A 25,678-nucleotide genomic window follows, 5' to 3' on the forward strand; every position below is an offset into this window, starting at 1 on the left:
GGCCTGCTTTTTTATTCGGCGGCCGCGACAGCACGCGGCCGGATCACCGCGTTGATAAAACCATCGCGGGCGTCGGAATGTCCCTGCCCGCGCGGCTCCAGCACATTGCGAAGCAGGAACAGGCCGGTCAGCCGGAAGCCGTCTTCGATGTCCTGTCCGGTCCAGCCATTGGTGCCGTCATCGCTCTCGCGCAGGAATGGCGGCAGCCGCAACAGCCGGTCGCGCCATGGCTCACCCGCCTGCCGCGAGACGGCGGCGCCTGATTTGGGCGACACGTAAATCAGATCGTTCACCGCGCCGCTCGCCGCACAGGACGACAGATCGAGGCCGAAGCCAAGTTCGGTCAGCATCGCAAGCTCGAATTTCACCAGATGCACGGCGGCCTCGGCTGCATCGTCGAAATGATTGAGAATGGATTCCAGCATCTCGTAGATGCCTTCGTGCGGATCTCGTTCGGGCAGCAGCCGCACCAGCGACGCCAGATGCGTCACGCCATAGACCGCGTGCGACGACGCGAACATGGTGGCCGCACGCAGCCGCGTTCCCTCAACGACGTAGTATCCGAGATGTTCGTCGAGCCGCGCGCGCCAGACCGCACTCACGGTATTGCCGGGCTGGAGCAGCGGCCGCATCCGCGAGCCCGCCCCACCGCGCACCAGCCCCAGATGCCGGCCGTGGCCGCGCGTCATCAGTTCGACGATGGCGCTGGATTCGCCATGCCTCCGCACGCCCAGAACGATGCCCTCGTCGATCCATTCCATGGTCTGGAGTTTACAGGATTCTACGGCGGCATGGGTTCGAAAAACATGCCTCCAGCGTGACCTGGGGTTTACTCTCCGGGCTGCCGCAACCAGTCCGTGGCATCGCCGGTGAACGAGAAATACAGACCGAAAGCGGTCAGGACCGTCGAGATCACGTCCACAAAGGTACTGAATTGGAGTCCGGTTTCGCCCACCGTGGTGACGAGAGACACCACCGACAACATCAACGCTGCCATCAGGATCATCCGCGCCCAGTTCTTGCGCCGATGCGCCGTGAGCCAGACGAGGTGCATGAACACCAAGGTCATGCCGACCGCCATGACATTCACGACCAGCTTGGTCGAGTCGGTGACGTCGTCAGGCATCCGGTCCAGGAACGCGGCCGACAACACATCGATCAGCAGCGACAGATAAAGCAGCACCTCGAAGTAGAAGATGTTCTTCGGAACGTTGACGTCGGGGCCAGTCATATCACTCCTTGGGGAACTCCAGACCCATCTCGCGATAACGTTCCGGGTCGTCGCCCCAGCCGTCGCGCACCTTCACGAACAGGAACAGGTGTACCGGCTGACCGACGATCTCCGCGATCTCCTTGCGGGAATCCGCGCCGATGGCCTTGATGGTCGCCCCGCCCTTGCCGAGCACAATCTTGCGCTGGCTATCGCGCTCCACAAAGATCGTCTGCTCGATCCGCACCGACTTGTCCTTGCGGTCGGTCCATGAGTCGGTCTCGACAGTGGACTGGTACGGCAGTTCCTGGTGCAGGTGACGATAGATTTTCTCTCGCGTGATCTCGGCCGCCAGATGCCGCAGCGGCGCGTCCGACATCTGGTCTTCGGGATAATGATACGGACCCGGCGGCACGGCCTTGGCCAATGCGCGGCGCAGATCGTCCACACCATCACCCGACAAGGCGGCGACCATGAAAGTTTCGGAGAACTGCAGCCGTTCGTTCGCTTTCTGGGCGAGCGCCAGCAGCTTCTCACGCGGAACAAGATCGATCTTGTTCAGCACCAGGATCTTCGGGTGATTGACGGTGGCGAGCTTCTTGAAAATCGCGTCGGCTTCCTCGTCGATGCCTTCACGCGCATCGAGCAGGACGCAGACCAGATCGGCGTCATGCGCGCCGCTCCATGCGGTCGACACCATCGCGCGGTCAAGGCGGCGCTTCGGGGCGAAGATTCCCGGCGTATCGACGAGAATAATCTGCGCGTTGTCCTCGATCACGATGCCGCGGATCAGCGCCCGCGTGGTCTGCACCTTCTTTGAGACAATGGTGACCTTCGAGCCGACCAGCGCGTTGACCATCGTCGATTTGCCGACGTTCGGCGCGCCGATCAGGGCGACGAAGCCGCAGCGCGTTTCGCTGGCCGGTGTATCTTGTGTTTCGTCAGGCATCATTGCCGCCCGTTACGCCTTCCCGTTTCAGCAGCGCTGTCGCCGCAAGTTTCTCGGCCGCGCGCTTGCTGCCGCCTACGCCCTCGGCGGGCGTCAGTCCCGGCAATTCCACCGCGACGCGGAATTGCGGATCGTGATGCGGCCCGGTGCGCTCGACCTCGCGATAAACCGGCGTCGGAAGACCCTTGCCCTGCGCCCATTCCTGCAACACGGTTTTCGGATCGCGCAACGGACGCACGGGCTTTCGCATCCGCTCGGTCCAGTTGCGCTCGACGAACTGCGCCGCTGCCGCATAACCGCCGTCGAGAAACACCGCGCCGATCACTGCTTCGCAGATGTCACCGAGCACCGAGTTTCGCAACCGGGCGCTGGCGCCTGCCCCTACCGATCCGAGCTTGATCGCCTCGTCCAGTCCGAGCGACTTCGCCACATCCGCGCAGGCTTCGCGCCGCACGAGGTCCGCGAGGCGCTTTGACAACTCGCCCTCGTCCGCCTTTGGAAATGCGCGATACAGCATATCCGACACGATCAGGCCGAGGACGTGATCACCAAGAAATTCCAGCCGCTGATAGCTGTCGGCGCGACTGCGCGCGGATTTCAGCGCGGAGACATGCGTAAAGGCCGTCGCCAGCAGTGCGGGATCGGCAAACGTATGACCGATACGCTGCTCGATGATCTTGGCAGCAGCCTTGGCGCTCGGCCGGCGCGCCTTCTTGACAGGTTTGACGGCATCGGCGCTCGCGGCGTCGTCCATGGTCACAGCTTCTTTGACGAGTGCGGGATCGCCGCTCATCGCACGATAGAGAAAATGCGATTCCAGCGCACCGAAACCGGCCAGCGCCAGAACTGCCAGGCCTGTTCGCCCTCGGCAATGGAGAAGAAGATCATCTGCGCGCGGCCGATCAGGTTTTCGGACGGCACATAACCCACGGCGGACAGCACGCGGCTGTCGGTGGAGTTGTCGCGGTTGTCGCCCATCATGAAGAAGTGGCCAGGCGGTACGGTGTAAACGTTGGTATTGTCGTAGAAGCCGTTATCGACGCAATCGAGCGACTTGTAGGTCACGCCATTTGGCAGCGTTTCCTTCCACTGCTTGACGCGCGCGGTAGCGTCGGTGCCGCAGGGATCCTCGCCGACGAAATCCGCGAGCCGCTCGCGCTGGACCGGCTTGTCGTTGATGTAAAGCAGGCCCTCCTTCATCTGGATGCGGTCGCCCGGCAATCCGATGACTCGCTTGATGTAGTCGGTGGTGTCGTCCTTGGGCAGGCGGAACACGACAATGTCGCCACGTTCGGGATCCGAGCCGAAGATACGGCCGGTGAAAAGCCGCGGCGACAGCGGGATCGAATAATGGCTGTAGCCGTAAGAGTATTTCGAGACGAACAGATAGTCGCCGACCAGCAGTGTCGCCTTCATCGATCCCGACGGGATGTTGAAGGGCTGAAACAGGAAGGTGCGGATCACCAGCGCGATAATGAGCGCGTGAATGACGACGCGGACGGTCTCGCCGACGCCGCCTTCGGATTTGGCCGGAGTTGTCACGCTCATTTGCTCTTTCAAAATCCTGGTTTCGACGCCTCCACAGAGGCGAAGACGCGGCCCAAATCACCCGCGCGGGTTTTAGACCGTTGTCGCAGGGGGTGCAATCAACGGCCTCATGAAAACTTGCTAATTGTCTGACAGTTCAGTGAATTTTAGATTTTTGGATCGCTCGGAACCGGCAAGCCGGACCGGATCAGGTCTTTACCGCCGGGACCGCCGAAATGATGACGAAAGCCTGCGCCAGAGGCCAATCGTCGGTGATCGTGAGATCGATGCGAGCCTCATGGCCCGGCGGGGTCAGCGATTCCAGCCTGGCCAGCGCGCCGCCGGTCAGTTTCATGGTCGGACGACCGCCCGGCAGGTTGACCACTCCCATATCGCGCCACCACACCCCGCGCCGGATGCCGGTGCCGAGCGCCTTGGAACAGGCCTCCTTCGCCGCGAATCGCTTCGCATAGGTTGCCCATATGAGTTTCGGCATCTTGGAGCGCCGCTCCGCCTTGGCCCGCTCGGCCTCGGTGAAGATGCGATCGATAAACCGGTCGCCGTGACGGCCGATCACCTTCTCGATCCGCGTGATGTCGATGATGTCCGATCCGATTCCGATAATCATAGCCGGACATGACCCCGCAGCGACTTGCGGCCGCGGTCCATGGCCGCGCGCATGTCGCGAACGGTCTGCGAGAGACCGACGAACATCGCCTCTCCCATCATGAAATGCCCGATGTTGAGTTCGACGATCTGCGGCAGTGCCGAAATGGTTTCCGCTGTCGCATAGTCCAGACCATGGCCCGCATGCACTTCGAGCCCGGCGGATTGCGCAAGCTTCGCGCCATCGACAATGCGCTGCCACTCGGCCTCGGCTTTAGGCTTTTTCTCCTCGACGACGGCGTCGCACCACGCGCCGACGTGAATCTCGATCACCGGCGCTTTGAGCGTCGCCGCCATCTCGATCTGGGCGGGATCAGCGGCGATGAACAGCGAGACGCGGATGCCGGCATCGCCAAGCCGCGCGATGAACGGCCCCAGCGCATCGCGCTGCCCAATCACATCAAGCCCGCCCTCCGTCGTGACTTCGGTGCGCCGCTCAGGCACGAGACATGCTGCATGCGGCTTGGTCGCAAGCGCGATCTGGAGCATTTCGGCGGTCGCCGCCATCTCGAAATTCAGCGGCTTGGAGATTTCGGCTTTCAGGCGCGCCATGTCGTCGTCGCGAATGTGGCGGCGATCCTCGCGCAGGTGCGCAGTGATGCCGTCGGCCCCTGCCTCGATCGCGAGCAATGCAGCGCGCACCGGGTCGGGCGCACGCCCGCCTCGCGCGTTGCGCAAGGTCGCGACGTGATCGACATTGACCCCGAGACGAAGCGGCGGAATAGCTGACATGGAAGATCCGACGAGATTTAGCCGTTGATGCGATCGACGCTGGCGACGACCGCCTTGGCGCGCAGTTGAGCGATGATACCGTTCAAATGCTTCAGGTCATAGACCTCAAGATCGATGGTCAGTTCTGTGAAATCCGGCGAGCGGCGGCTCATGCTGATGTTGTCGATGTTGCCGTCATGTTCAGCTATCACCGATGCGACCTGCGCGAGACTGCCCGGCTCGTTGACGTTCTGCACATGCAATCGTGCCGGAAAACGCCGCGGTGTGGCTTCCTCGGTGTCCCAGCGAACATCGAGCCAGCGCTCGGGCTCTTCCTCGAAGTCCTTCAACGCGGGCGACTGGATCGGATAGATGGTGATGCCTTCGCCGGGCGTCACAATACCGACAATGCGGTCCCCCGGGACCGCGCCGCCGTTCGGCGCGAACTTGATCGGAAGATCGCTGTTGATGCCGCGGATCGGAATCGCATTCGACGCCTTGGCGTCGGCAGAGGGTTTCTGCTTGGCGCCAACCGTCTTCTTGCCGCCGAGCCGAGCCTCTTCCTTGTAGTCGGGGTACATCGCGCGCGCGACATCGGACGCCTTCATCTCGCCGCGCCCGACGGCGGCCATGACGTCATCGATCGAGGCCCGCGCGAGGCGCGGCAGCGCGCCTTTCAGCTTGTCGTCGGCATAAACGATCTTGGCGCGCATGAACAAACGCTCGACGATACGCCGTCCGAGGCCTGCATACTGATCCCGCACGGCGGTGCGCGTGGCGCGGCGAATCGCGGCCTTGGCCTTACCCGTGATCGCAAGCGACTCCCACGCCGTCGGCGGAGCGGATTGGGCCTGCGATGTCAGCACCTCGACCTCATCGCCGTTCTGCAATTCGGATGACAGCGGCGCGAACTTGCCGTTGATCTTGGAGCCTACCGCGCTGTTGCCGACATCGGTATGCACCGCATAAGCAAAGTCGATCACGTTGGCATGACGCGGCAGCGCGATCAGCTTGCCCTTCGGCGTGAAGCAGAACACCTGATCGTGGAACAGCTCCATCTTGGTGTGTTCGAGGAATTCTTCCGGATTGGCGCTCTCCGAAAGAACCTCAACCGTGTGCCGCAGCCAGGCGAAGGCGTTGGATTCCCGCTCGAGCCGCTCGGTGGGCGAACCGGCGCCGTCCTTGTAGAAGGCGTGCGCGGCGATGCCGTATTCGTTGACGCGATCCATTTCCTCGGTGCGGATCTGGAGTTCGACGCGTTGCTTGCCGGGACCAATCACCGTGGTGTGGATCGAACGGTAGTCGTTCTGCTTCGGCGTCGAGATGTAGTCCTTGAAGCGCCCCGGCACCACCGGCCAGGTCGTATGCACGATTCCGACGGTGCGGTAGACCTCGGCGATGCTGTTGACGACGATGCGGAATCCGAAGATGTCGGACAATTGCTCGAAACCGACGGACTTACGCTCCATCTTCATCCAGATCGAGAACGGCTGCTTGCGGCGACCTTTCACCTGCGCGTTGATACCGTTTTTCGCGAGTTTGGCCGACAGCTGGGATTCGATCTCACCGATCAGATTGCGATCGCGTTCTTCCAGTGCGTCCAGACGCTGCACCACCACCGCGTGCGCTTCCGGATCGATCACCTTGAACGACAGGTCCTCCAGCTCCTCGCGCATTTCCTGCATACCCATGCGGCCGGCAAGCGGCGCATAGATGTCGAGGGTTTCTTCCGCGATACGGTGACGCGATGCCGGCGGCACGAATTCCAGCGTCCGCATATTGTGCAGCCGGTCCGCGAGTTTGATGAGCAGCACGCGCACGTCGTCGGCGATCGCGAGCAGCAGCTTTCGGAGATTTTCGGCCTGCTTGGCTTCGCGCGAGACCAGTTCGAGCCGCTTGAGCTTGGTCAGCCCCTCCACCAGCGCGCCGATCTCCTGGCCGAACATCTGGTCAATTTCGGTGCGCGTCGATTCGGTGTCTTCGATGGTGTCGTGAAGCAGCGCCGCGACGATCGTCGCGTCGTCCAGCTTCAGTCCAGTCAGGATCGCGGCAACTTCCAGCGGGTGCGAAAAGTACGGATCACCCGACGCACGCTTCTGCTCGCCGTGGGCCATCATGGCGTAAACGTAGGCCCTGTTGAGCAGGTCTTCGTCGGTGTTCGGATTATAGGCGCGGACCCGGTCCACCAGATCGTATTGCCGCATCATTTTGGCGCGCGGCTGCTTCTTGGCCGGCGCCACCTCGGACACAGCCGGAATCGCTGCGACCGCTTCGGTCGCCGCCTGCATTTGGGGCTGTTTTCGGCGCCAGATGGCCATCCGCTTGCTGCCTTGCGTCGCAATTCCAGGAAAAGGAACCGCCGTTCACAGTATCGCCGGTTCTCCGGTAATCGCAAGGAAGACGCTAAAAATGTCAATAAACGCAAAGGCCCGGACGATCCGTCCGGGCCTTGGCAGGCAACGCTTCAAACGCTGGCAAATCCGGCCAGCAACCGGAATGGAACTTTATTCGTCTTCCTCGGGCTGCTCCTCCGGCGGAGCAAGGCCTTCGAGGCCTTTCAGAAGTTCTTCTTCCGTCATGCGCTCGACGGCCACTTCGGTGTCGTCGGCGTCCACGGAAGCCCCTGCGGAACCGATCAGAGGCACCGTATCGGGCTCCGGCTCATCGACTTCGACGAATTTCTGCAGGGAATGGACCAATTCTTCCCGCAAATCTTCCGGAGAAATGGTCGTATCGGCGATTTCGCGTAGCGAAACGACCGGATTCTTGTCATTATCCCGGTCAATGGTCAGGGGTGATCCAGAAGAGATCATCCGCGCACGATGCGCGGCCAGAAGCACGAGGTCGAAACGGTTGTCGACCTTATCAATACAATCTTCAACTGTGACGCGCGCCATCGGCTGTCGCTCCGGGTCTAGGTCTGAAAATATGTCGCTATGCGCGCTAGGTATAGCGACCAGAGCCTTTCTGCAAGCATCAATTTCCGATCCGACGGCGAATCGCCCTTCACGAGACTGCCGTCAGAGCATGGCTGAGGGTCAAATAGTCCCATGGACAAGAAATCGCTTCATTGCTTCATCAGTGTTGTAGCCTGCGCGCTTCGTCCGCAGCGTTTGATAACGGCGATTTTCATCCTCTCTAAACCTTCCGACGAATAACTAAAATTCAATGGGAATGCGCGGTGTTGAATACGCGCCAAAAACCGACACAACAACAACGATGCGAGTAAAAACTGATGCCTTCTGCCACGAACAAGATCGCGCTGTTTATTGACGGTGCCAACCTTTACGCTACAGCGAAGACTCTTGGTTTCGATATCGATTACAAGCGGCTGCTTCTTGAATTCCAGAGTCGTGGCACTCTGGTGCGAGCCTTCTACTACACCGCAATTATCGAAGATCAGGAATACTCGTCGATCAGGCCGTTGATTGATTGGCTCGATTACAACGGCTACACCGTCGTCACCAAGGCGACCAAGGAATTCATCGACGCTTCCGGACGCCGCAAGGTAAAGGGCAACATGGACATCGAACTCGCGGTCGATGCCATGGAACTGGCCGAGAGCATTGACCAGATGGTGCTGTTTTCGGGCGACGGCGATTTCCGCTCGCTGGTGGAAGCCGTGCAGCGGCGCGGTGTTCGCGTCACCGTGGTCTCCACCATCTCCAGCCAGCCGCCGATGATCGCCGACGAATTGCGCCGCCAGGCGGATGTCTTTACTGATCTGGTCCAGCTACAAGCAAAGCTCGGCCGCGATCCAAGCGAGCGCCCTGCTCCTCGGGAACCACGCGAACCGCGTCAGCACACGCCGCAATTCCTGCAGCGAAGCACGAGCACAATGGTCCCGCGAGGCGATGCCGACCCATTCGACGATTGAAGATAAGACCAAGGAGAGCCGGCGCAGCGGCGCCGGCCCTTCCCTTGATGTGTCAGGGCGATTGAACGAACCCGGTCTGGATTGCCCTCTCTGCCCGCGCCTCAAAGACTACCGTGACGCCAATCGCGCACAGCATCCGCATTGGTTCAACGCACCTGTTCCCTCTTTCGGTCCTGTCGATGCGCAGCTCCTGATCGTCGGCCTCGCGCCCGGCCTTCAGGGCGCTAACCGCACGGCGCGGCCCTTCACCGGAGATTTTGCCGGTGATCTTCTCTACGGAACACTCCTCGAACTCGGCTTTGCCCGGGGGACATACGAAGCCCGCCCCGACGACGGGCTGACGCTTGTCGACTGCCGCATCACCAATGCGGTGCGCTGTGTGCCGCCGCAGAACAAGCCCCTGCCCGCTGAAATCAAAACCTGCCGCACATTCTTCAATGCGACGCTTGACGAAATGCCGCGCCTGCGCGCCATCGTCATGCTGGGCCGCGTCTCGCACGACACAACGCTCAAGACACTCGGCGTTCGGGCCGCGGCCGCACCGTTCGGACACGGTGCAGAACATCAGGCAGGACCGTACCGGTTGTTCGACAGCTATCACTGCTCGCGCTACAACACGAACACACGGGTTCTCACGCCGGAAATGTTCCGGGCTGTCTTCGCAAGTGTGCGGAATTACCTCGGCGCTTAAGCCGGATTGGCCTGCAACCACGCGAGCACGTCGCCTGCGTTCCGATCGGGTGGAAACACCGGATAGAACACGTGCGTGATGGTCCCGTCGTCGATGATCATCGCCAGCCGCTTGATCAGCGTCAGCCCAGCGACATCCATCGACGGTAGGTTCAGCGCGCGCATGAACGTCAAACCGGCATCGGACAGAATTTGAAACGGGACATGCATCCGCTCGACTAACTCGCGCTGGTAGGTGGTATCCTGCGTCGAAATCCCGAATACATGCTGCGCGCCCGCGTCCTTCAGGTCCTTGAACAGATCGCGGAAGGCGCACGTCTGGGGCGTGCAGCCCCGCGCGCCGGGGATCATGTCCCAATCGTCGACAAGACTGATCTTGCCGGGCTCTCCCGTGCGCGGATAGGCGAATAGCACCACCCGTCCCGGCAACGAAGACAGTGTCACTGAAGCGCCATCGGTCGCAGGCAGCGCAACCGGCGGAATTTTCATGCCGACAAGATGCTTCGCAGCGCCGTCATCGGCGGGCGCCGGGATCTTGCTCCAGTCCACGTCCAGCAAGTTCGGTTGTTGGCTCATGAAAGTCCCTTCAACTTTCGTCATCCTTCGAGGCTCGGGCTTTGCCCTCTCACCTCAGGATGACGCTCCACGGACCCTATCGTCACCCCGAGGTGCCGTCGCGAAGCGACGGCCTCGAAGGGCGACGGAAGTCAGCCTCGCGCCCTTAACAGGCGTCCCTTCTCGCGCTCCCAGTCGCGCTTTTTCTCGGTATCGCGCTTGTCGTGCAGCTTTTTGCCCTTGGCGAGCCCGAGCTGCAATTTGATCATGCCGCGCTCGTTGAAATACATCTTGAGCGGAATGAGCGTCATACCCTCGCGCTCGATAGCGCCGGCCAGCCTGTTGATCTCTTTCTTGTGCAATAACAGTTTGCGCAACCGCTTCGGCTCATGATTGAAGCGGTTGGCTTGCAGATATTCCGGGATATTCGCGTTGACGAGCCAGATTTCGCCGTCCTTCGCATCCGCGTAGGACTCCGCGATGGTGGTCTTGCCGCCGCGCACGGATTTCACCTCGGTGCCGGTCAGGACGACGCCAGCCTCCACCGTATCCTCGATGGAATAGTTGAACCGCGCCTTGCGGTTTTCCGCAACGACCTTGATCGGACGCTCTTTCTTTTCAGCCATGACGTCCTCGGAAACAAACCATCACGCCCGTGCAGGGCATGATGGCCACGCGCAGACCGTGCTTGTCGAAGTCGAAGATTACTTCGACTTCAGCGCATCGCGAATCTCGATCAACAGCTGCTGATCTTTGGTCAAGGCCGCCGGTGCCGGGGAAGCTTCTTCCTTGGCTTTCATACGGTTCATCAGGCGGATCACCAGGAACAGCACAAAAGCAATGATGACGAAGTTCAGCGTCAGCGTAAGGAAGCTGCCCCATGCCAGAACCGCGCCCTGCTTCTTCGCATCGGCAAGATTGGTCGCCGTCACGGCTTTTGAAAGACCTGTGAAGTAGTTGGAGAAATCGAGCCCGCCCGTCACCGCGCCGATGATCGGCATGATGATGTCAGCCACCATGGAGTTGACGATGGCGCCGAACGCAGCGCCGATGATCACACCGACTGCCAGATCGACCACGTTCCCCTTGAGCGCAAATTTTTTAAATTCTTCAAGCATCGTCGCCTCCTCCGATGGATTTCAATAGAACGTCAGTTCAGCAAACCCGCGTAGACCATCGCGTCGTGGATGACCTTGCCGGTCGGTGGTGTGACCGGCACCAATGGCAGACGCACCTCCTCGTCGACACGCCCCAACAGCTTAAGGCCATGCTTGGCGCCCGCAAGACCCGGCTCCTTGAAGATCGCATCATGCAGCGGCGTCAGCCGATCCTGGATCTTGAGCGCCGCAGCATAGTCACCCTTCAACACAGCCGTCATCAGGTCGGCGCAGGGCTTCGGCGCGACATTGGCGACGACGGAGATGCAGCCATGACCACCCGCCGCCATATAGGCGAGCGCGGTCATGTCTTCGCCCGAGAGCTGGATGAAGTCAGGCCCCATCGCGTGACGCTGCTGCGAGACACGGGCGAGATTGGCGGTGGCGTCCTTCACGCCGGCGATGTTCTTCAACTCGAACAGCCGGGTCATCGTCTCGACCGACAGGTCAACGACCGAACGCGGCGGGATGTTGTAGATGATGATCGGGATTCCGATCGCGTCATTCACCGCCTTGAAGTGATGATACATCCCTTCCTGCGTCGGCTTGTTGTAGTAAGGCGTCACCACCAGCACGGCGTCGGCACCAGCCTTTTCCGCGTGCTTCGCCAGTGCGACGGCCTCGCGCGTGGAGTTCGAGCCGGCCCCCGCGATCACGGGAACGCGGCCCTTCGATTCCTCGACGCACCATTCGGTCACCTTGTTATGCTCGTCGTGGCTCAGCGTCGGGCTTTCGCCCGTCGTTCCGACCGGAACAAGACCGTGCGACCCCTGTTCGATTTGCCAGTTCACGAGTTGACGAAGACCGGCCTCGTCCAGCGCGCCTTTTTTGAACGGCGTGACCAAGGCGGTAAGAGACCCCCGGAACTTCGTCTTGGCTGCCATTGTTTTTCTCCGAACGCATCGCAACTTGCGATTTATTGTTGATTGATAACGAGTCCCGGCGCGCGATGAAAGTCCCAGGCGCTCCGGCCGGGCTTGAGCGCTCCAGCGACCCACATCAGCCGCTATTTCGCCGTGGTGTTGCGGCAAGTTGCCCAATCTAACACATTTGATGTTTTGTCCACATAATCAATGCACTACACATCAAGGCCAAGGCCCTTGAATGATTCGCTGCACAGGCCGCCCGTGATGCCATTTGCTCCTCCATCGTCGGGATCGACCCGGTTAAAGCGCTGGACCGCCGCATTGCTCGGCGCGACGGCGATCGCTCTCGTGTCACAGGCCGCATCGGCAGTGCCGCTGCCGAAGCCGCGTCCGACGTCCCGCAATGTGACACCGCAGCCGGTCCCGGCGAAACCGCCTCAGCCACCTGGCGCATCGTCGGCGAAAGCCGCACCACCGGCCGCCTCAAAGAAGGCCGCGCCGGACCAACTGACCGCTCGCCCTGCTCCAGCGAAAAAGCCCTCGGCGCCTATGGCGATGTCTTCCACATCGTCCACCTCGAAGGCGGACGCGGAGACCCTCGAACAGGTGATCGAGTTCGTGCGCAACAGGAAGCCGCTCGACGCAACACAGCTCACGGCCTCGATCAGTGACCCGGTCGCGCGAAAGCTGGCGGAATGGGTGATCCTGCGCAGCGACAACAACGGCGCGCCGTCCGACCGCTACAAGGCGTTCATCACCGAAAATCCAAGCTGGCCGAGTCTGTCGTTCCTGCGGCGGCGTGGCGAGGCCGCGCTATGGGACGACAAGCGCGACGACGCCACGGTTCTCGCATTTTTCAACGGCGAACAACCGATTTCGGCCAAAGGCCGTTTCATGCTCGCACGCGCGCTGCTGACGCGCGGCGACCGGCCGAGCGCGGAGCGGCTGGTCCGCGAAGCCTGGCGCAGCGACGGGTTTTCCTCGGACACCGAGGACACCGCGTTCGCCCAGTTCGGTTCGCTGCTCACTCCGGGCGACATCAAGATCCGGATGGATATGCTGCTGTACAGCGGCGACAACAGCGAGGCAGCGATGCGCTCGGCCAAACGGCTCGGCAGCGGACATGTCGCGCTCGCGAAAGCGCGGATCGCCCTCAACAAGAAGGCCTCGAACGCGAAGGCCCTGCTCGACGCCGTTCCCGGCGACCTGCACAACGATCCGCTCTATCTTTTCAGCAAGGCGCAATGGCTTCGCCGCGAGGACAAGTTCGCGGAGGCCGCGCGCACGATGCAGGCAGCCCCCAAGGATCCCGCACGGCTGGTCAACGCCGACGAATGGTGGATCGAGCGGCGGTTGCTGGCCCGCAAACTGCTCGACACCAACGAGCCCCGCGCGGCCTATGGCGTCGCGCGCGATGCGTCGCTGCCTGCACGCGACATCTACAAGACCGAACAGGAATTCACCGCAGGCTGGATCGCGCTGCGGTTTCTCAACGACCCGAACCTCGCGGCACAGCATTTCGCGCGCATCGGCGTTGGAAGCGTCAACCCGACGGCGCTGGCCCGCGCCGGTTACTGGCAGGGTCGCGCGGCGGAAGCCGCTGGACGTCCACAGGACGCGCGCACGGCGTACGAGGCCGCGGCCGCGCAGTCGACCAGCTATTACGGTCAACTGGCGCGCGCGAAGCTGCGGCTGCCGCAGATCGCCCTCCACGAACCTCCGGGCCGCTCGCGCAACGGCGACCGGCTGGAGATCGTCCGTGCCGTCGATCTGCTTTACGCGCTCGATGAGCGAGACATGGTCATTCCTATCCTCGCGGACATGGGCGACCGCGCCGACATGGATGGCCTGCTCGCGCTTTGCGAGCTGACGCAGCGCCGCAACGATGCGCGCGGGATGCTGATGGTCGGCAAGGCCGCGCTCAATCGCGGAATGCCGTTCGATCATTGCGCCTATCCGATCAGCGGCATTCCGCCCTACAAGGATATCGGACCTGAGGTCGAGAAGGCGATCGTCTTCGCCATCGCCCGGCAGGAGAGCGCGTTCAATCCCACGGTGGTGTCCCCGGCGCAGGCTTACGGGTTGATGCAGGTGACGGCAGGCGCCGGGAAGTACGTCGCCAAGAAATACGGCACCACCTTCGATCTCAACAAGCTGAAGACCGATCCGTCCTACAACGCGTCGTTCGGCGCAGCCGAACTCGGCGGCCTGATCGACGACTACCGCGGCTCCTACATCATGACGTTTGCGGGGTATAACGCCGGCCGCGGCAGCGTCCGCAAATGGATCGAGCGCTATGGCGACCCGCGCGACCCGAAGGTGGACGCGGTCGACTGGGTCGAGCAAATTCCGTTCTCCGAGACCCGCAACTATGTCCAGCGCATCATGGAGAACGTGCAAGTCTACCGTGCGCGGTTCGGCGGCGGCAGCAAGCTGCTGATCGAAGCGGATTTGCGCCGCGGCGCGAGTGTGGAATAGTTCGCACGCGACGCCCGCAAAATTCCACTACCGTCATCACCGGGCTTGACCCGGTGATCCATCCCAAGAAGATGATGTCGACTGGAAGATGGATTGCCGGATCAAGCCCCCTGCAATGACCATCCGAGACAGGTGTGGTCACCCCCGATCTCAAGGAAAGTTCATGCCCAACCCATTCCGCGATGTCTTCTGTCAGTCGGCTGACGGGCTGAGGCTCCATGCGAAGGTCACAGGCCCGGACAACAGCGCGTTGCCGGTGCTTTGCCTGCCCGGCCTGACGCGGACCACCGACGATTTCGACGACATCGCGCGCGCGCTTGCGACTGACCCCACCGCCCCGCGCAAGGTGATCGCAATCGACTACCGCGGGCGCGGCCTGTCCGACTACGATCCCGATCCGGCCAAGTATGCGGTTCCCGTGGAGTTGGGCGACGTTCTCGCCATCGCGGCCTCGCAGGGCATCTCGCGCGCCATTCTGCTTGGCACCTCACGTGGCGGCCTGATCTCGATGGCGCTGGCCGCGGTGCAGCCGCAACTGCTGGCCGGTGTCATCCTGAACGACATCGGCCCCGCGCTGGAGATGGACGGCCTGATGAAGATCAAGGGCTACATCGCCAACCCGCCGGAGCGAAAGACATGGGACGACGCGGCGCGCGGTCTGAAAGAATTGTTCGGCAGCGTCTTTCCTTCGCTCACCGACGCCGAGTGGATGGCTTGGGCACGCCGCGCGTTCCGCGACAAGGCCGGCGGCGGACTCGAACGCACCTACGATCTGAAACTATCACACACGCTCGACGGGCTCGACCCGTCCAATCCGCTGCCGCAGGTCTGGGAGTTGTTCGATGCGATGGCCGGCGTCCCGCTGATGCTGGTGCATGGCGGCCTCTCCGATCTGCTCTCGGTCCGGGGCGTACAGGACATGATGGCGAGGCGGCCAGACATCGATCTGGTGAAGGTGCCCGATCAGGGCCACGCCCCTCTGCTGGCGGACAAGCCCACCATGGATCGCATCGTCGCGTTTTGCGCGCGTTGCGATCAGGCTGAGCGTTAAGCCCGAAGGAACTTGAGGGGCGGCGCGCCGGGCATGGCCGCTTGCAAAATATGTTGCACAAATATCACGCGGATCGCTCAGCAAGGCACCGTAGGGGTGATTTTCGACTCGCGAATCCCGCACTTCGGTCGCTGACAGGGCCAATCGAGCGCAAAATCCGCCTGAAAGACGCTTGGATAAAGGGTAATTCCGAAAAGCGCGCCAGCGACTTGCAGCCTTCGAGCGCGTCAGGCATATCGAGGCCTGTGGAGACGTGGCCGAGCGGCTGAAGGCACTCGTTTGCTAAATGAGCATACCTTGAAAAGGGTATCATGGGTTCGAATCCCATCGTCTCCGCCAGCACCATTTCTTGATGAGCACGCGGCGTCTTCGCCTGTCCTGTCATTCCGTTGGGTGATTCTTTCCGCAGGCATCAAGAACGCACGGCCTGCCACCGACACAGAACAGATGGCCGAACAGCTCAGTGCGTCGCCATCCACGCCCGGGCTTCGCGCTGGGCCATTGCGATCTCGACATCCGACATCAGTCCGGCGACTTCCCGGCGCAACGCGATGGCGTCCACCCGACCCTTCAGGGCTGCGAGGTTGAACCATTTATGCGCGGCGACCAGATCGATCAGGCCGCTGCGGCCGGTCGAATAGATCATGCCGAGGTCAAACAGCACGTCGCCGTTCGCCATTGCTTCGACCGGCATCGCGACACCGGTATCGATCGTTCCCTGAAACATCCTGGCTCTCCGATTTCCCGCCGCGGCGAGCGCGGCTCCTGTCCGTATCCTGTGTGACGCGACCGTTATTTTGAGTGACGCGTATTCCGCAAATCCGGTTTCCGTTCTTGCGGAATACGCGCTCGCCGTTTGCCGGCTTGTTGGAGATCATATGACCCGTAAAATTTGAATGGCAGTTTAAGCATCGCGATGAATCGAACGTGAACGCCGCGTCCGCTCAGCGCTCGCCGCGCTTCAGAAACCCTTTATTTGCAGGGGTTTCTCGGCAATCGTGAAAAACGATTCACCTTCGTACTTGGCGAAGCGATAACCATCGCGCGAGAGCCGGGCCGCCGGCATCACGCGCCGGCCCTGACAACCGACGGTGGCCAAATGGAACGGGCGACGTCCCAGCCTGCGCCATCAGCAGCGGCCGACATCGTCTGCATCAAGCGGCATTGTCAGGAATGGATTGGGGGATTGCGGCACTCGGGCGTGCCATGGCCGCGGCCAATAATGCGGCGGCAAAAAAAACGAGGGCGTCGGTGAACACGTCAGGACCGAGATCTCACCGGTACCTGCCGAGGCAGATGGCCAGGAAACTGCGAGGTCATCCCCCGCAACGAACGAAGAGCTCTTGAACTCTTCTGCCAGACCAGTGGCCGGGCCGTCTCGCCTGATGTCTCGCCGACACCCTCTTTCGTCGACCTGAGCCGCCGGTTCAAACTCGTTCTTGCGAACTGATCGGTCTGGCGGCTCTTGTGACGATGCCGACATCAAGTGCCGGCAATTCCATAAGGCGTAGCCTTACTTCTTCTTCTTGGCGACCTTGCGGGTCTTCTTGGCAGTCTTCTTCACTGCCGACTTCGCCTTCTTCGCCTTCTTCGCTTTCTTGGCCATGTTGCCCTCCTGAGTTAGTGAGATGGCTTAATCGCTGTGTGCACTCGGGAATCGAAATGCACTTCATCTGGATTACACCAACGCATTCAAAAAAACAGTGTCCCGCTTAAGGAAGTGTTTACGCAGGAGGCGCAGCGCGCGCTGCGAACACGAAACGGAAGCACCACGATGCATCTTCGCACCACTGCTTCGCCGGCACGAAACATGCGAGCGACACCACACGCGACACTAAAGAAACCCCTGTGCCGCAGTCGTTTCTTTCATCGCAAAACAACACGCATCACAACGCCAATAAAACCGCGCATAACTTCGCGGTCGGAAAAAATGCGTTTCGCGGACTCTGAGTCGGGAATTTTGGCAACAAAAATATTTTCGGGGAAATCTGCTTTTGGCGCGATCATCGCTCGCACCGGAGAACTTTTTCCGACTTTTTGCGAATCTGATTCGCAAACCGATTCCGCGTCACGCGACGCTTTCGAACCCGGCGCGTCACCACCGCAAAGTCATCGTCATGTCGAAAAATGGAAAATCGGGTGACCGAACGATGCGCGAAAGCGACGCCGATCGTGTCAGCGTCGCTGCATTAACGATGTTCAGATACCGAGTTTGGACTTGAGCAGGTCGTTGACCGCCTGCGGGTTCACTTTGCCGCCCGATGACTTCATCACCTGACCGACAAACCAGCCCATGAGCTGCGGCTTGGCGCGCGCCTGTTCGGCCTTGTCCGGATTTGCGGCGATGATGTCGTCCACCACCTTCTCGATGGCGCCGAGATCGGTCACCTGCTTCATCCCGAGGCTGTCGACCAGCGCGCGTGGATCGCCGCCCTTGGTCCAGACGATCTCGAACAGGTCCTTCGCGATCTTTCCCGAGATGGTTTCTTCTCCGATCAGACCGACGATGGCGCCCATTTGCGCCGCCGAGACGGGAGACGCGGAAATATCCTGCCCTTCCTTGTTGAGACGGCCGAACAGTTCGTTGATGACCCAGTTGGCGGCCAGTTTGCCGTCGCGCGCCTTGTCGGCGAGCTTCGCCAGCACGTCTTCGTAGAAGTCCGCGCTCTCCCGCTCGGCGACCAGCACGCTGGCGTCATACGGCGTCAGGCCGAAATCGGCCATGAACCTTGCCCGCTTAGCGTCGGGCAATTCCGGCAGCTTCGATTTCAGGTCGTCCACATAGGCTGAGGTGAACTCCAGCGGCAGCAGATCGGGGTCCGGGAAGTAGCGATAGTCGTGCGCTTCTTCCTTGGACCGCATCGAGCGGGTCTCGCCCTTGTTCGGATCGTACAGCCGGGTTTCCTGATCGATGGTGCCGCCGTCTTCGAGGATGCCGATCTGGCGGCGGGCCTCATAGTCGATGGCCTGCCCCATGAACCGGATCGAGTTGACGTTCTTGATCTCGCAGCGGGTCCCGAACGGCGCACCAGGCTTGCGCACCGAGACGTTTAGGTCCGCGCGCAGGTTGCCCTTCTCCATGTCGCCGTCGCAGGTGCCGAGGTAGCGCAGAATGGTCCGCACCTTGGCGACGTAGGCCTGCGCCTCCTCGGACGACCGCATGTCCGGCTTGGAGACGATCTCCATCAGCGCCACGCCGGAGCGGTTGAGGTCCACGAACGACATGGTCGGATGCTGGTCGTGCAGTGATTTGCCGGCGTCCTGCTCCAGATGCAGGCGCTCGATGCCCACCGTGATGCTTTCGCCGTCACGAACCTCGATCACGACCTCGCCTTCGCCGACGATCGGCGACTTGTACTGGCTGATCTGGTAGCCCTGCGGCAGGTCAGGATAGAAGTAATTCTTGCGATCGAAGGTCGACTTCAGGTTGATCTGCGCATTGAGGCCAAGGCCGGTTCTGATCGCCTGCGCCACGCACTCCTGATTGATGACCGGCAGCATCCCGGGCATCGCCGCATCCACCAGCGAGACATGATCGTTCGGCGCACCGCCGAATTCGGTCGACGCGCCCGAGAACAGCTTGGAGTTGGACGTGACCTGGGCGTGGATCTCCAGGCCGATGACCATTTCCCAGTCGCCGGTGGCGCCCTTGATGAGCTTTGAAGGTTTCACAGGTGCGTTCATGGGCGGCTTTTACCCTGCTCGCGCGGGCGAGAAAACCCCGAATTGGCTCAAAGCCCTGCCGCGAAGCTGCGCAATGTCGGGCTTGCACGCAGAGCATCGCGCCCGGCGGCGATCACATTGTCGACCTGCTCCGGCGGCAGCCGGAAACGGGTGGGGATCACTTCAAGCTCGGCGGCGCGCGCCTGATCGAGTTGGTCGAAGCCGACCCGGCCCACGTAGAATTTCAGGTCGCGGCAATTCCAGCCGGGACGCGCGCCATACTTCGCACGATCGGCGGCTGACAACCCGCAACGCCAGCGCACCAGCGCGGCCTGCCAATCGTTCATGGTCGCGTTGAACGCGGTGAAGCTGCCCGCGACGCTGGCGTCGATGGCGGTATCGGCCGCAGCCTTCATAAGATCCGCTCCGGTCGGTCCCTCGATGGTGTTGATCCAGTTGCCAGAGACGCCGGTCTTGGCGTCCACCACCAGAAACATACCGCGTCGCAGCCGCACGGCCTGCCGGGGCGACAGCGGCCCGTAAGGCGTATCCGACGACAGCCGCGCGATGGTGAACCCCGCGAGGCCGTAGTTATCGACCAGGCCGCCGTCGAGCAGCTTGATGTAAGGCATCGAGCCGTCGTGATAGCGGCTGATCGCCTTCGCGAACGAGTTCAGCATCGGTGGCGCGTTGGCATTGTCCCGCGCGCGGGCAACCCAGGACGGCAGCCGGTCGTTGCACTTGCCCGGGAAGGTCTGGATGACGACCGGCGCGAATGCCACCGGCACCGCTGCGGACGCCGCCACCGCATTCGCCAATGGATATTCCGACAGGTTGCTGCACATGGCGCGAAACGCGACAGCGCCGAACACGAACGGCGTTCGGTTATAGATGTCCGATGCATTGATCCAGACCTGCGGCCGGCTTTCGAGGCCGAGATCGCGGAACGTCGCGCCCTGAAACAGGTTGGCGTCCAGCCAGCGCGGGAAGCCGGTCGAGTCATTGATGCCGCCCGCAACCGCGCGCGACAGGGTCGCGAGCGTCAAATTCGTCTGAAGTCCCTCCTCCGCGTTGCGCAGCAGAAACTTTTCGCGGAAATCGGCCAGTCCGGCCCGCTTCCGGAGGCCGTAATAGGCTGCGGTCACCGATCCGCCGGAGACGCCGGAGATGAATTCAACGCGGTCGATCATCGCCCCCTGCGCGCCGCGCACCGGAATCCGCTCGAGTTCGGACAACACGCCGAAGGAAAATGCGGCTGCGCGGGTTCCGCCGCCGGAAAACGACAGGCCCACGACGGTATCGTCGTGGCTCGTCGTCTCGCCGAACCCAATGTTTCCCCGGTCGCCGAGGCTATCCGACGCGCCCGGAAGGTTGACCGGTGCGTTCTGAATCGACGCGCAACCGAGCAACGCCGCGCAACAGAACGCAAAACCGAAAAGGGACCGCACGCGACGCATGAACCACCAGAACTGGGAAGAACGGATTATCACCGCTTCCGCAAAAAACGCCTAACACAACCTTCGTCACAGGTTTTCACGCGGGCAACGTGGTTAATGCAAGGCGGTTGATGTACCGAAGAGCTAGTTCGGAATCTGCTTCGACGACTTCCGGTCGAACAGCAATGTGAAGAAAGTTCCCTGCCCCGGTATACTGGTGACATCGAACTGGACGTTCTTCGCATTTTCCCTGAGCGTCTGGAGAACCAGCGCGCCAAGCTTGCGAGGCGCCGGCCACACGGTATTGCCAATACCGACGCCGTCATCGGAGACGACAACGGAGATTCGTTCGCCATCCAGCTTGCAGATCACCTTTAGCAAACCGCTGCTGCGTCCGGCGAAGGCGTACTTCAGCGCGTTGGTGAGCATCTCGTTGACCAGCAGGCCGACCGGCATCGCAATGTTGATCGACAGCAGGCAGTAATCCGCCTGCACCTCGTATTCGATCTCCGGTCCCGCATTCGCCTTCATGACCGCGCCCGCGACATCCGTCAGGTATTGCCCGAGATCGATGTCGTCTCCCGCATCCTCGGCGGACAGCGCGCGATACAGCACCGTCAACGCGTCGATGCGACTCGCGAGCCGAGCCAGCGCCACGGATTCACCCTCGGTCGCCGACCGCGCCTCGAGGCGGATCAATGCGGTGATCAATTGAAGGTTGTTCTTCACGCGATGCTGCAACTCGCGCATCAGCGTATCGCGCTCGCGGATCTGGGTTTCGTACTGCTCGAGCTGCGCGCGCTCACGGCCGCCGACGTCGACCAATGCCGCGATCCGGAAATTCTCGACGCCGTCATCGCTTTCGATGACCGACGCATAGGCCTGCACAATCACGATGCGGCCATCGGCCTGAACGGGCCGGAAGACACCGATGAAATCTTCGCCGTCGGCAATGGCCTGTCCCAGCGTCTGCAGCGGATCGTCTTCGTTCTGGAATCCGTCGAGGCACGACCACGGCTTGCCCTCGACATCCGCCACCGCCATGCCGATGACGGCCTCGAAAGCGGCATTGGCATAAGCGATGTATTGAATGGCTCCCGATCCGCGCGATACGGCGACCGCGACCGGAACACTGTCCAGCAGATGCTTGTACTTGTCGTTCTCAATGGCGCGGACCAGCGAAGGCGAACTTAGAAGCTGATCGACCTGCTCGGGAGGCGGCGTACCGTCATCGGCGCTCATGGATGAAACATGCCGGGGTCGCACTCCAATTGCAACGCGAAAAGCCGTGAAGTGTCCGGCCGCGTCATACCCACCATTTCCCGGGTGTAAAGTGCCCTGCCGACTGCTCGATCACGTCGCCAAGCGAGAATAACGTCTCTTCGTCGAACGGGCGGCCGATCAGTTGCAGGCCGAGTGGCAATCCCTGTCCGTCCTGGCCTGCGGGAACCGCGATGCCGGGCAATCCCGCCATATTCACCGTCACTGTGAAGATGTCGTTGAGGTACATCTCGACCGGATCGGCCTGGCCCTTCTCACCAATGCCGAAAGCAGCCGACGGCGTCGCCGGGGTCAGGATTGCGCTGATGCCCTGCGCGAACACGTCCTCGAAATCCTTCTTGATCAACGTCCGGACTTTCTGCGCGCGCAGATAATAAGCGTCGTAGTAACCCGCGGAGAGCACGTAAGTGCCGATCATAATGCGGCGGCGGACCTCAGGCCCGAAACCGGCGGCGCGGGTGTTCTCGTACATCTCCGCGATGTTCTTGCCGTTGACGCGCGCGCCGTAACGCACGCCATCGTAACGCGCGAGATTGGAAGAAGCTTCGGCAGGCGCCACGACGTAGTAAGCAGGCAGCGCGTATTTCGTGTGAGGCAGCGACACCTCGACCAGTTCCGCGCCTGCAGCCTTGAGCCAGTCCGCGCCCTGCGTCCACAGCTTCTCTATTTCGCCGGACATGCCGTCGAGACGATATTCCTTCGGAATACCGATCTTCATGCCCTTCACCGACTTGCCGATCGCGGCTTCATAGTCGGGCACCGGCCGATCGACTGAGGTCGTGTCCTTCGGATCGTGGCCAGCCATCGAGCGCATCAGGATCGCGGTATCGCGCACGGTGCGCGCGAACGGCCCTGCCTGATCCAGCGACGAGGCGAATGCCACGATACCCCAGCGCGAACAGCGTCCGTAAGTCGGCTTGATGCCGACGATGCCGGTGAACGCCGCCGGCTGGCGGATCGAGCCGCCCGTGTCGGTGCCGGTCGCACCCAGACAGAGATTGGCTGCAACCGCCGAAGCGGAACCGCCGGACGAGCCACCCGGAACCAGTTTGGCGTCGTCGAGTTCCGGAAACTCAATTCGCCCCACCTTGGCGTTGTCCGCATTGGGTGGCCGCGCGTTGACCGCAGGATGGCGCCGCCGCCACGGATTGACGACGGGTCCGAACGCCGAGGTCTCGTTGGACGAGCCCATCGCGAATTCGTCGTTGTTGAGTTTGCCGAGCATCACCGCGCCGTCGCGCCAGAGCTGCGAGGTCACGGTGGATTCGTAGGGCGGAATGAAATTGCCGAGTATCTTCGAGCACGCCGTGGTGCGAACGCCAGTGGTGGCAAACAGATCCTTGATACCGAGTGGAATTCCCGCCAGCGGACCCGCCTCGCCCTTCGCGATTGTTACGTCCGCCGCGCGTGCCTGCGCGCGCGCGTGCTCCGGCGTCTCCAGCACATAGGCATTCAGCACGCGCGCCTTTTCCATCGCGGCCAGATGTGCGTCGGTCAATTCAAGCGCGGTGAAGGATTTTTGCGTGAGGCCTTCGCGGGCATCGGCAAGCGTCAACGAAGTGAGATCAGTCATTCATTCTTCAATCGGGTCGCAGTGAAAGGGAGACTTGTTCTTCTTAACTTGTGCCGCCTCGGCTTCGAGCATGTCAATCACTGCATCGATGGCCTTGTCGGGATCGACATTCTTTCCCTGCCGTTCCATCTCATCGAGATAGACCATGTAGGCCGCGTAGGCCTTCTCGTCGCTGCACAACAGGCACATGACATGGCCTCCGAATTATTCGACGACTTTAGGCACCAGGAAGAAATGATCCTCGGTGGCAGGCGCGTTGGCGAGAACCTTGTCGGGGATCTCGCCATCGGTGACGACGTCGGCCCGCTTCTTCATGTCCATCGGCATCACCGAAGTCATCGGCTCGACACCGTCGATATCGACTTCCGACAGTTGCTCGATGAACGCCAGCATCGCGTTCAGTTCGCCCTGCAGATGAGATACTTCCTCATCCTTCACGGCGATCCGCGCAAGGTGCGCGATCCGGCGGACGGTGGCGGCATCGACTGACATATAATGAAGGCTCCGGGGACGACGTTTCTGCCGCCCTCATAGAACATTCGGCGTGGATCGCCAACGTCAAATAAGTCGCGGACCCATCACCATCGCCTGAATTAGCGCAATAATATCAGTTTCTTGCGGTATTCGCCTGAGACGGGACGAAGGCGTGTTCCCGTCATTATGCGTCCGGCGAACCGGACTTCCGCATCACCTCAAACGGCGAACGGTTATCTTCCGCGAACAGGGTGATCACACAATGGATGTGTTCCACATCCTTCCCGGCCGTCGTGAAGGGCAACAGCAGTCGATCCGGCGGGCAAGAGATAAAGAACGGGCAGATCGCCAAACCGCTGGCGCGGGTATGCGGAGCCGTTCAGAATGTCAAACCCGCTGCGGAATATTTATTCCGCCAGTCGCTTCAGACAAGCGAGACCTTCGGCGGCCAGCGCACGCGTCAGGTCCGCCGCGCCGATCTGACGGCCAAGCGCCGCCGACTGACCGGCCCAAAGATTGGTGAAGTCCACCCGTCCCTGCTTTTCCGCAGCCGCCTTGAGCGGCGCAAGCGCCGTAGCTGCATGGGGGAACGTCGGCGCATCGGACGACACCGGCCCGACTTCGCGCATGACACGATTGGCGACGCCGCGCGCCGGACGGCCCGTCATGACATTGGTGATGACAGTGGAATCGTCCGTGGCCCCGGCAATAGCCGCCTGCCCTAACGCGCTGACCCTGGATTCCGGGGTCCGCAAATAGGCTGTTCCGATTTGCACACCGGCCGCGCCCAGCGCGAAGGCGGCCGCGATGCCCCGTCCATCGGCGATGCCGCCCGCCGCGATCACTGGCACGCGCACCGCATCTACCACCTGCGGCACCAGCGACATCGTGCCGGGCTGCGAGGCGATGTTGTCGGTGAGGAACATTCCACGATGACCGCCCGCCTCTGCGCCTTGCGCAACGATGGCATCCACGCCGTTCTGCTCGAGCCAGACCGCTTCCTTCACCACGGTAGCGCAGCCGATCACCACGCATCCGGTTGCCTTGACGCGCTTCAGCAGCGTCTTGTCGGGAAGGCCGAAATGAAAGCTGACGACCTCAGGCTTCATCTCCTCGACCAGTTCGCACATCGCCGCATCGAACGGCGCGCGATTGGCCGCCGGCACCGACATGCCCGGGTCGAGTCCCAATTCTTCAAAGTAAGCCGTCAGCCGCTTGCGCCATCCCGCCTCGCGCGCCGGATCGACATCGACCGCCGTGTGACAGAAGAAGTTCATGCTCAGCGGCGCGGTGACGCGTTGACGGATGATGCCGATTTGCTCGCGCGCCTTTTCGACTGAAATGGTCGCGCAGGGCAGCGAACCGAGCGCCCCCGCCTCACTGGCTGCGATCACAAGCTCGGAATCCATCGCGGACGCCATAGGCGCCTGCACGATTGGAACGCTGATCTTGAAGAGGTCGAGAAGTCTGCGGTCAGGCCACATGGTTTGCTCATTCATGACAGGAATTCGCGC

Annotated in this window: 26 protein-coding genes and 1 tRNA gene; 5 read left to right on the forward strand and 22 right to left on the reverse strand. The window is 61.6% G+C overall.

What is annotated here, in order from left to right; translation table 11 throughout:
• Window positions 1-11: 11 nt before the first annotated feature.
• From recO to rpoZ, 9 genes are all read right to left on the reverse strand, one after another.
• A complete protein-coding gene (gene recO, locus AC1RKJ_RS03805; RefSeq protein WP_492789653.1) occupies window positions 12-761 on the reverse strand; it encodes a DNA repair protein RecO in 750 nt (249 codons plus the stop codon).
• Window positions 762-829: 68 nt separating this feature from the next.
• A complete protein-coding gene (locus tag AC1RKJ_RS03810; protein ID WP_492789655.1) occupies window positions 830-1,231 on the reverse strand; it encodes a hypothetical protein in 402 nt (133 codons plus the stop codon).
• Between the two features lies 1 nt (window position 1,232).
• Window positions 1,233-2,159 carry a GTPase Era gene (era, locus tag AC1RKJ_RS03815; RefSeq protein WP_492792639.1) on the reverse strand — a complete coding sequence of 309 codons (927 nt, stop codon included), beginning with the start codon at window positions 2,157-2,159 and terminating at the stop codon, window positions 1,233-1,235.
• On the reverse strand, window positions 2,152-2,952 hold the full coding sequence (gene rnc, locus AC1RKJ_RS03820; protein ID WP_492789657.1) for a ribonuclease III: 801 nt from the start codon (window positions 2,950-2,952) through the stop codon (window positions 2,152-2,154). The genes era and rnc overlap by 8 nt, the downstream gene beginning before the upstream one ends.
• Complete coding sequence (lepB, locus tag AC1RKJ_RS03825) at window positions 2,949-3,707, reverse strand: signal peptidase I (RefSeq protein ID WP_492789659.1); 759 nt, start codon at window positions 3,705-3,707, stop codon at window positions 2,949-2,951. Before lepB ends, rnc begins: the two co-directional genes overlap by 4 nt.
• A 187-nt stretch (window positions 3,708-3,894) precedes the next feature.
• Window positions 3,895-4,314 carry a holo-ACP synthase gene (acpS, locus tag AC1RKJ_RS03830; RefSeq protein WP_492789661.1) on the reverse strand — a complete coding sequence of 140 codons (420 nt, stop codon included), beginning with the start codon at window positions 4,312-4,314 and terminating at the stop codon, window positions 3,895-3,897.
• A complete protein-coding gene (locus AC1RKJ_RS03835; RefSeq protein ID WP_492789663.1) occupies window positions 4,311-5,084 on the reverse strand; it encodes a pyridoxine 5'-phosphate synthase in 774 nt (257 codons plus the stop codon). The genes acpS and AC1RKJ_RS03835 overlap by 4 nt, the downstream gene beginning before the upstream one ends.
• Before the next feature lie 17 nt (window positions 5,085-5,101).
• The gene (locus tag AC1RKJ_RS03840) at window positions 5,102-7,381 is read right to left on the reverse strand and encodes a RelA/SpoT family protein (RefSeq protein ID WP_492789665.1); all 2,280 of its coding nucleotides are present in this window, start codon (window positions 7,379-7,381) and stop codon (window positions 5,102-5,104) included.
• Window positions 7,382-7,567: 186 nt separating this feature from the next.
• Complete coding sequence (gene rpoZ / locus AC1RKJ_RS03845; protein WP_006020886.1) at window positions 7,568-7,960, reverse strand: DNA-directed RNA polymerase subunit omega; 393 nt, start codon at window positions 7,958-7,960, stop codon at window positions 7,568-7,570.
• A 338-nt stretch (window positions 7,961-8,298) separates the two neighbouring features.
• Here rpoZ and AC1RKJ_RS03850 point away from each other — a divergent pair, with 338 nt between their 5' ends.
• Both AC1RKJ_RS03850 and AC1RKJ_RS03855 read left to right on the forward strand, forming a co-directional pair.
• A complete protein-coding gene (locus tag AC1RKJ_RS03850) occupies window positions 8,299-8,940 on the forward strand; it encodes a LabA-like NYN domain-containing protein (RefSeq protein ID WP_492789667.1) in 642 nt (213 codons plus the stop codon).
• Window positions 8,918-9,631 (forward strand): uracil-DNA glycosylase, encoded by a 714-nt coding sequence (locus AC1RKJ_RS03855; protein ID WP_492792640.1) that lies wholly within the window; start codon window positions 8,918-8,920, stop codon window positions 9,629-9,631. Before AC1RKJ_RS03850 ends, AC1RKJ_RS03855 begins: the two co-directional genes overlap by 23 nt.
• Here AC1RKJ_RS03855 and AC1RKJ_RS03860 read toward each other — a convergent pair.
• The 4 genes from AC1RKJ_RS03860 to dapA form a co-directional block, all read right to left on the reverse strand.
• The gene (locus AC1RKJ_RS03860) at window positions 9,628-10,206 is read right to left on the reverse strand and encodes a peroxiredoxin (RefSeq protein WP_492789669.1); all 579 of its coding nucleotides are present in this window, start codon (window positions 10,204-10,206) and stop codon (window positions 9,628-9,630) included. The genes AC1RKJ_RS03855 and AC1RKJ_RS03860 overlap by 4 nt on opposite strands.
• 131 nt (window positions 10,207-10,337) lie before the next feature.
• Window positions 10,338-10,811: an SsrA-binding protein SmpB gene (smpB, locus tag AC1RKJ_RS03865; protein WP_492789670.1), complete on the reverse strand. Its 474-nt coding sequence runs from the start codon at window positions 10,809-10,811 to the stop codon at window positions 10,338-10,340.
• 78 nt (window positions 10,812-10,889) lie between these two features.
• On the reverse strand, window positions 10,890-11,303 hold the full coding sequence (gene mscL / locus AC1RKJ_RS03870; RefSeq protein ID WP_492789671.1) for a large conductance mechanosensitive channel protein MscL: 414 nt from the start codon (window positions 11,301-11,303) through the stop codon (window positions 10,890-10,892).
• Window positions 11,304-11,335: 32 nt separating this feature from the next.
• A complete protein-coding gene (gene dapA / locus AC1RKJ_RS03875) occupies window positions 11,336-12,226 on the reverse strand; it encodes a 4-hydroxy-tetrahydrodipicolinate synthase (RefSeq protein WP_492789672.1) in 891 nt (296 codons plus the stop codon).
• A gap of 246 nt (window positions 12,227-12,472) precedes the next feature.
• On the opposite strand from dapA, the gene AC1RKJ_RS03880 reads away from it, so the two are divergent.
• The 3 genes from AC1RKJ_RS03880 (at window position 12,473) to AC1RKJ_RS03890 (ending at window position 16,076) form a co-directional block, all read left to right on the forward strand.
• On the forward strand, window positions 12,473-14,686 hold the full coding sequence (locus AC1RKJ_RS03880) for a lytic transglycosylase domain-containing protein (RefSeq protein WP_492789673.1): 2,214 nt from the start codon (window positions 12,473-12,475) through the stop codon (window positions 14,684-14,686).
• Between the two features lie 163 nt (window positions 14,687-14,849).
• Entirely contained in the window at window positions 14,850-15,737 is an 888-nt protein-coding gene (locus tag AC1RKJ_RS03885; protein WP_492789674.1) for an alpha/beta fold hydrolase, read from the forward strand.
• Between the two features lie 247 nt (window positions 15,738-15,984).
• Window positions 15,985-16,076, forward strand: a tRNA-Ser gene (locus AC1RKJ_RS03890).
• Window positions 16,077-16,197: 121 nt separating this feature from the next.
• Here the strand turns inward: AC1RKJ_RS03890 and AC1RKJ_RS03895 are convergent.
• The 9 genes from AC1RKJ_RS03895 to AC1RKJ_RS03935 form a co-directional block, all read right to left on the reverse strand.
• A complete protein-coding gene (locus tag AC1RKJ_RS03895) occupies window positions 16,198-16,464 on the reverse strand; it encodes an SEL1-like repeat protein (RefSeq protein ID WP_492789675.1) in 267 nt (88 codons plus the stop codon).
• A gap of 1,139 nt (window positions 16,465-17,603) precedes the next feature.
• Window positions 17,604-17,744, reverse strand: a complete 141-nt coding sequence (locus AC1RKJ_RS03900; protein WP_492789677.1) for a hypothetical protein — start codon at window positions 17,742-17,744, stop codon at window positions 17,604-17,606.
• 192 nt (window positions 17,745-17,936) lie between these two features.
• On the reverse strand, window positions 17,937-19,421 hold the full coding sequence (gene gatB, locus AC1RKJ_RS03905) for an Asp-tRNA(Asn)/Glu-tRNA(Gln) amidotransferase subunit GatB (RefSeq protein ID WP_492789679.1): 1,485 nt from the start codon (window positions 19,419-19,421) through the stop codon (window positions 17,937-17,939).
• A gap of 47 nt (window positions 19,422-19,468) precedes the next feature.
• Complete coding sequence (locus AC1RKJ_RS03910; RefSeq protein WP_492789682.1) at window positions 19,469-20,857, reverse strand: patatin-like phospholipase family protein; 1,389 nt, start codon at window positions 20,855-20,857, stop codon at window positions 19,469-19,471.
• Window positions 20,858-20,980: 123 nt separating this feature from the next.
• Window positions 20,981-22,078 (reverse strand): sensor histidine kinase, encoded by a 1,098-nt coding sequence (locus tag AC1RKJ_RS03915; RefSeq protein ID WP_492789683.1) that lies wholly within the window; start codon window positions 22,076-22,078, stop codon window positions 20,981-20,983.
• 64 nt (window positions 22,079-22,142) lie between these two features.
• Entirely contained in the window at window positions 22,143-23,690 is a 1,548-nt protein-coding gene (locus AC1RKJ_RS03920) for an amidase (protein WP_492789685.1), read from the reverse strand.
• Entirely contained in the window at window positions 23,691-23,879 is a 189-nt protein-coding gene (locus tag AC1RKJ_RS03925; protein WP_492789687.1) for a hypothetical protein, read from the reverse strand.
• Between the two features lie 15 nt (window positions 23,880-23,894).
• Window positions 23,895-24,182 (reverse strand): Asp-tRNA(Asn)/Glu-tRNA(Gln) amidotransferase subunit GatC, encoded by a 288-nt coding sequence (gene gatC, locus AC1RKJ_RS03930; protein ID WP_492789689.1) that lies wholly within the window; start codon window positions 24,180-24,182, stop codon window positions 23,895-23,897.
• A gap of 389 nt (window positions 24,183-24,571) precedes the next feature.
• Window positions 24,572-25,648 (reverse strand): NAD(P)H-dependent flavin oxidoreductase, encoded by a 1,077-nt coding sequence (locus AC1RKJ_RS03935; RefSeq protein ID WP_492792641.1) that lies wholly within the window; start codon window positions 25,646-25,648, stop codon window positions 24,572-24,574.
• Between the last annotated feature and the right edge of the window lie 30 nt (window positions 25,649-25,678).

The organism is Afipia sp. GW822-FHT04G07, assembly GCF_058800765.1.